The sequence below is a fragment of the Sodalis sp. (in: enterobacteria) genome, from assembly GCF_047607725.1.
Taxonomy (GTDB): Bacteria; Pseudomonadota; Gammaproteobacteria; order Enterobacterales; family Enterobacteriaceae; genus JBLKSS01.
Genome location: NZ_JBLKSS010000219.1, coordinates 1 through 5,383, shown reverse-complemented (window position 1 = coordinate 5,383; position 5,383 = coordinate 1). Strand labels below are relative to the sequence as shown.

General features: G+C 56.3%; 5 protein-coding genes. 1 reads left to right on the top strand and 4 read right to left on the bottom strand.

Features of this window, described 5'->3' with window-relative positions:
* Window positions 1-716 precede the first annotated feature (716 nt).
* Both ACMX3H_RS16770 and ACMX3H_RS16765 read right to left on the bottom strand, forming a co-directional pair.
* Window positions 717-1,691, bottom strand: a complete 975-nt coding sequence (locus ACMX3H_RS16770) for a glycosyltransferase (protein ID WP_415211631.1) — start codon at window positions 1,689-1,691, stop codon at window positions 717-719.
* 52 nt (window positions 1,692-1,743) lie between these two features.
* Window positions 1,744-2,847, bottom strand: coding sequence for a glycosyltransferase (locus ACMX3H_RS16765; protein WP_415211630.1), 1,104 nt, complete (start codon window positions 2,845-2,847; stop codon window positions 1,744-1,746).
* Between the two features lie 211 nt (window positions 2,848-3,058).
* Between ACMX3H_RS16765 and ACMX3H_RS16760 the strand changes: the two genes are divergently transcribed.
* Window positions 3,059-4,033, top strand: coding sequence for a deacetylase (locus ACMX3H_RS16760; RefSeq protein WP_415211629.1), 975 nt, complete (start codon window positions 3,059-3,061; stop codon window positions 4,031-4,033).
* Between the two features lie 19 nt (window positions 4,034-4,052).
* Here the strand turns inward: ACMX3H_RS16760 and ACMX3H_RS16755 are convergent, their stop codons facing one another.
* Entirely contained in the window at window positions 4,053-4,622 is a 570-nt protein-coding gene (locus tag ACMX3H_RS16755) for an O-antigen ligase family protein (RefSeq protein WP_415211628.1), read from the bottom strand.
* Window positions 4,522-5,055 (bottom strand): hypothetical protein, encoded by a 534-nt coding sequence (locus ACMX3H_RS16750; RefSeq protein WP_415211627.1) that lies wholly within the window; start codon window positions 5,053-5,055, stop codon window positions 4,522-4,524. Before ACMX3H_RS16750 ends, ACMX3H_RS16755 begins: the two co-directional genes overlap by 101 nt.
* Window positions 5,056-5,383: the final 328 nt, after the last annotated feature.

Below are 5,383 nucleotides of genomic sequence, written 5' to 3'. Positions count from 1 at the left end.
AAGTCCAGCGGGAAATTGGGACGACGTCTTGAGGGTTTTGGTGGGGTTTGTTTCATGAATTGCGCCCATTAAAAAAATAATGGACATCATCTTCAATAACTTGATGGGGAATTAACAGACGGCGCTGGGCGTACGCTTACTATCAAACAGTGGATTACTGAGCAGGACCGGCCAGGAAATGAGAATCGCCAAGGGTGAACACCTGCTTTATCCGGTAAATTCCTGTAAGCAATATAATTATAAGTATAAAAAATAGTATCTAAAACATCTATTTATAAAGCAAACGTTAGTCAGAGAAGGGGGCAAACGCGGCAACCTGGGCGATGGGCGCCCCAGTCCGCGCTCAGGCGGGGATTACGCGGTGGGGTAGCGCTTCGCAATATCTCATTAATCATTGCGAGCGGTATCGACAGGCTCTGGTGTAGGGGCCGATGCGCCACCACCGTTAGGCGGCAGCCAAAGGGCGCAGGCGACTTATCCGCCGTTAAACGGCAGCTATTAGGCCTCGGGAGGGCATCCGCCGGATGTAGCGGGGTAAAATGGCAAAGGATAAGCCTTCAATGCCGTAGGATAGGGACTATGGGGCAGATAATGAAGGAAGGACGCGGCCGCCGGAGGCGAGGCGTCGCGCTAACGGAGTAACAAAAAACCGGCGGCCTGTGGCGCCGGACGTTCGGCTATCGCTATACCGCCGGAGGGCGGTAATGGCGCACGGGTTACCGCCGGCGCCAAGCGTAGAGACGGCACAGCCACAGCAGCAGCTGGTACCACTGGCGGATGCCGCGCGCATTCTGGATCATGCGTTTATGGGTGCCGCTGCTGAAAATATCGCTGATGATCATCCGCCGCGCCGTATGGCAAACGGACAGCGCTTCATGGGTCACCTGCCGCGCAAACTCAGGGTAAAGATGGATTTTGCCGCGATAGCGCCGGTTGATGCCTTCAAGTAACTCGGCGATGCGCAAGTAATGCCGCTGATATTCGACGTTTTTAACGCCGGTTCGTTTGCGGTTGCTGATCGATTGATCGTGGATGTAATAGCGATACAGCACGTCCTGGGTATATCGCCCGCGGCGGGCGTTGAACATCAGCTCGGTGGTCCAGGGTATATCCTGATGATGCAGCCCCGGCTCAAAGCGCAAATCCAACTGCTTTATCAACGACAGGCGATAGATGCCGAGCCATACCACATGCAGGTAACGCCGGGTGGCCAGCGCCTGGCGCAGCCATTGGCTACCGCTCAACACGCCGGTCGAGCTCAGGCGATCAAGGGGAATAAGCGTCTTAATCCGCTGCGAGCCGGCAAAAAAACGCTCGCCGTTGCATTGCGCCACATCCAGGTCATCCTGCTCCGCCATCGTCAAGAGCCGCTGATACAGGGTGGGATAGAGCATATCGTCGGCGTCGGGAAAGGTGACATAGACGCCGCGCGCCGTCGCCAGGCCGGCGTTGCGCACGCGCGATACCCCGCCGTTGGCCTGGTCAATCACCCGGACATGGGCATAGCGCTCGGCGTATTCATGCACCAGCACTTCCGAACCATCCGTCGAACCGTCGTTGACCAAGATGATTTCCAGGTCAGTAAGCGTTTGCACCAACAGGGAAGACATAAACGTGTGAAACATGGTGCCGGCGTTATACAGAGGAACGATAACGCTAAGCTTAATCGCTGCGGATTCCGGTTGTGTCATTGTCGTCATGGGTCTTTTATCGGATGAAAAGCGCCTGGCGCCGCCGCCGGCGTCAGGAAGCACTTTGCGCCAAGGCGATATATTGCCGGCAAATCGTCGTTATCTCGTAGGCCTGCAGACGGGAAGAGGAAATCGCCGGCGGCCGGTCATAAACCGCCCGCATGGTTTTCGCCAGCGAAACGCTGCTCAACTCCGCCAGCCCCGCGGAAAGCTCGCCGTCCAGAATTTCCGCCGGACCGCCGGGACAGCGGGTGCTGACCACCGGCGTGTCACAGATAAGCGCCTCCACCAGCACATTACCAAAACCTTCGCTATCGGAGCTTAAGATCAGCATACGGGCGTGGCGAATATAGGGATAAGGATTAGTATTGAATGCTTTGAACAGCACCCGATCGGTAATTTGCAGATCTTGCGCCAGAGACTTAAGCCGCAGCAGCATAGCGTCGCTGCCTTTACCCAGAATCACCAGCGGCGCCTGAATATCGCTTTCGGAGTAGGCTTTTAGCAACCGATCCTGGCGTTTATTTTCATGCAAACGGCCAACGTGAATGAGGTAATCCTGACCGGCCAGTTCACAAGGCGCCTCGGCCAGCCGGCGGATAGCGGTGAAATCGAAGGGATTGTAAATCACCTCGGCCTGGCGTGGTATTACGTTGAAGACCTGGCGCATATCATCCAGGACGCCGCGCGAGACGGCGATAATATTGCGGTTTTGGTAGAGCACATGAATTTTCTGGCGCTTCAGCCAGCGCGAAAAGCCCTTGCGATGGCCCAAATAGCCCAACGAGAACATGGTATGCAGGCAAAACCAGATGCGATCCTGCGGCAATACGCAGCTGCGCGCCACGATGCGGTCGGTTTTGTGCAAATGGGAGACCACCAGATCGAACTCGCCGTTGCGCTGTTGCGATGCCAGCACCGCCTTATCCAACGCCCGCGCCCGGCGCGACAGCTCTGTCAGTTTGCGCCAGGGGGTGCTGGCATGGTCAGCGATAATCTGATACTCAATGCCGTCCGGTAGCGCGTAGTCGCACACTCCCCGCAGCGAAAATATCGACACCCGATGGCCCTGGGACACTAACCCCTGCGCGAGCGTCAGCAGCACTTTCTCTGCGCCCCCGCCGGGTAAACCATCAATGATCATCAATATACGCATGCTGATTTCCGCTGTATGCCGCTGTACACGGTCTGTTTTCCCGGTGATCCTACCCTAAGGCGAGATGAAAATCTCCTTAAGTTTCATCAAGGCAATGAAGGTATACATCACATTGGCTCACCTGTCGGGTAGATTATCGCGAACAATCCAGTTTGCGCTGTTAACGGCGGCTGCGTAACATGGATTTCTCTGATTTCAGACTGGATCCGGTATGGCTACCCCTGCTTTTATTATTACTATAGACACAGAAGGCGACAATCTCTGGCAAAACCATGGGCATATTACTACCGAGAACGCCCGTTTTCTGCCGCGTTTCCAGGCATTATGCGAAAAGTATCGCTTCAAGCCGGTGTATCTCACCAATTATGAAATGGCGATGGACGACGCCTTTGTGGACTTCGCCCGCGACGCCATAGCGCGCGGCAGCGCGGAAATCGGCATGCATCTGCACGCCTGGAATAGCCCGCCCGCCCATGATCTTACCGGCAATGACGGGCGTCATAAGCCTTACCTGATCGAATATCCCGAGCCGGTGATGCGGGAGAAAATTCTGTTCATGACGCAGCTGCTGGAAGATACTTTCCAGACAAAAATGCTAAGCCATCGCGCTGGCCGCTGGGCGTTTGACGAGCGCTACGCCGCGATGCTGCTTGAGCTGGGTTATCAGGTGGATTGCTCCGTCACCCCGCGGGTGGACTGGCGTCGCTCCCCCCGCGCGCCGTCAGGGGCGGGCGGCAGCAATTACCGCCATTTTCCCGATCGCGCCTATTTTATCGCTCCCGAGGATATTTCACGTCCTGGCGCCTCACGGCTGCTGGAAGTGCCGGTGACCACCGCCTACAAGCATGCCCCGTGGGTGAATGCGGTTAGTCAGGTTTACGATCGTCTGCGCGGCAAACGGCGCGGCCCCTCGGTGCAATGGCTGCGTCCCGCCGGCGGCAACGCCGCGCAAATGTGCCAGGTGGCGGCGCAGAGCCTGGCCGCCGGAAGTGATTATGTGGAGTTTATGCTGCATTCGTCCGAGTTTATGCCGGGCGGTAGCCCGACGTTCAAGGACGAGGCTGCCATAGAGCGGCTATATCACGATTTGGACGTGCTGTTCGACGGGTTGCAAAACCGGGTAACCGGTATGACCCTGGCGCAGTATTATCAGCACCGCGTGGGGCAGACGGGAACGTCGGCCTGAGGGGCGGGCGACGGCAGCGTCAGCACCACCGCCAGCGGGAACCAGAACATGTACCAGGCGACGTTGGGATTGCTGAGGATAAACATGCCCTGGGTAAGGTAAAACCCGGCGGCGAACAGGAACAGCGCACCCTCCAGCCCTGATGACGATCGCACTGCCGTTTGGCCATGATGCAGCCGTAGCTTATTACCAGCGCCAGCAGCAATGCGCCGGCTGCGCCGCCTTTCAGCAGCGCGGCCAGATACAGGCTATGGGTCGTGGTGATGCTATCGCCCAGCAGGTTGATAAACGACAGCTGTTTATCCAGTCCCCAGCCGAAAAAGGGTTTTTGCGCCGCCAGCTCCAACGTGTGGCGCCAGATGCCAAAGCGGATGAAACTTTGCTGATAGCCGCTCGCCATGCGCTGCAAAAAGATATCGCCAAAGCGGGTCATAAACAGCAGGGCCGGCACCCCAACCCCTATCAGCGCCACCGCCACGAGATGGCGCCTACGCACAGACGATCGTAAAGTCAACAGAACGGCCCGCGCGCAGAGCAACGACAGCAAAGGGCCGCAGCTTTGGGTAAGCAAGAGGGCCAGCAATAGCACGGTGACCGGCAAATAGAGCCAGCGCGCCCGTGTCGCGCATAATGATAAGGCACATTAAGATGCCCAACGCGAAATAGCCCGCCAGATCGATAACGTTAGTCGGCGCGCCGAAGAAACCGTCCGTCAGGCGATTGTTTAGGATCGTCTGGATATTGACGGTAAAAAACGTCAGCGCCACCAACACCATCATCCCGGCGGCCACGGCCCATAGCGCGATCGACCGAAGGCCCTGAAGGGCCATTGATCGGTACATAGCAATAAACAGCAGCAGATAGAGAGCGTGGGTGAGTTCGGAAATCAGGTCCTTTGGCTGGGCGGACCATAGCGTGGAGAGGCAAAAGTAGCCCAGCATCAAAGCGGTCAGCGACAGCCCGGTATTGAACCGCCGGTCGTTGAAGAGTTGACGGCGCAGGACGGGATTGCCCGCCAGCAATCCCCAACAGGCACAGAGCGGACAGGTGAAAGAGATTATTGACTCGCGTATAGTCGCAAAAAATAGCGCTGAAGAAAAGAAATAGCGGAAACAAAACCACGAATCCTTTCTCCGCATAAACGCTAATCCTGGAAAGCATCATCAAAACTGACCTTCTCGAAAATCTCGCCGCTTAACGCGCTGTTCAATGGTAAGCGCCCCGTGGAGGACGTCTTGAATTATTGGTGGGTTTGTTGTATGAGACAGTAAACCTACGTTACACGCTTATGCTCATTGCATTTTCACATTATATTGATTTTAATAACTTTTATTTCCATCCCGGTTTGAG

Bases quoted from the DNA above. Each gene is read 5' to 3' on its own strand.
- ACMX3H_RS16770 (WP_415211631.1), bottom strand. From the start codon at position 1,691: ATGACACAACCGGAATCCGCAGCGATTAAGCTTAGCGTTATCGTTCCT.
- ACMX3H_RS16765 (WP_415211630.1), bottom strand. From the start codon at position 2,847: ATGCGTATATTGATGATCATTGATGGTTTACCCGGCGGGGGCGCAGAG.
- ACMX3H_RS16760 (WP_415211629.1), top strand. From the start codon at position 3,059: ATGGCTACCCCTGCTTTTATTATTACTATAGACACAGAAGGCGACAAT.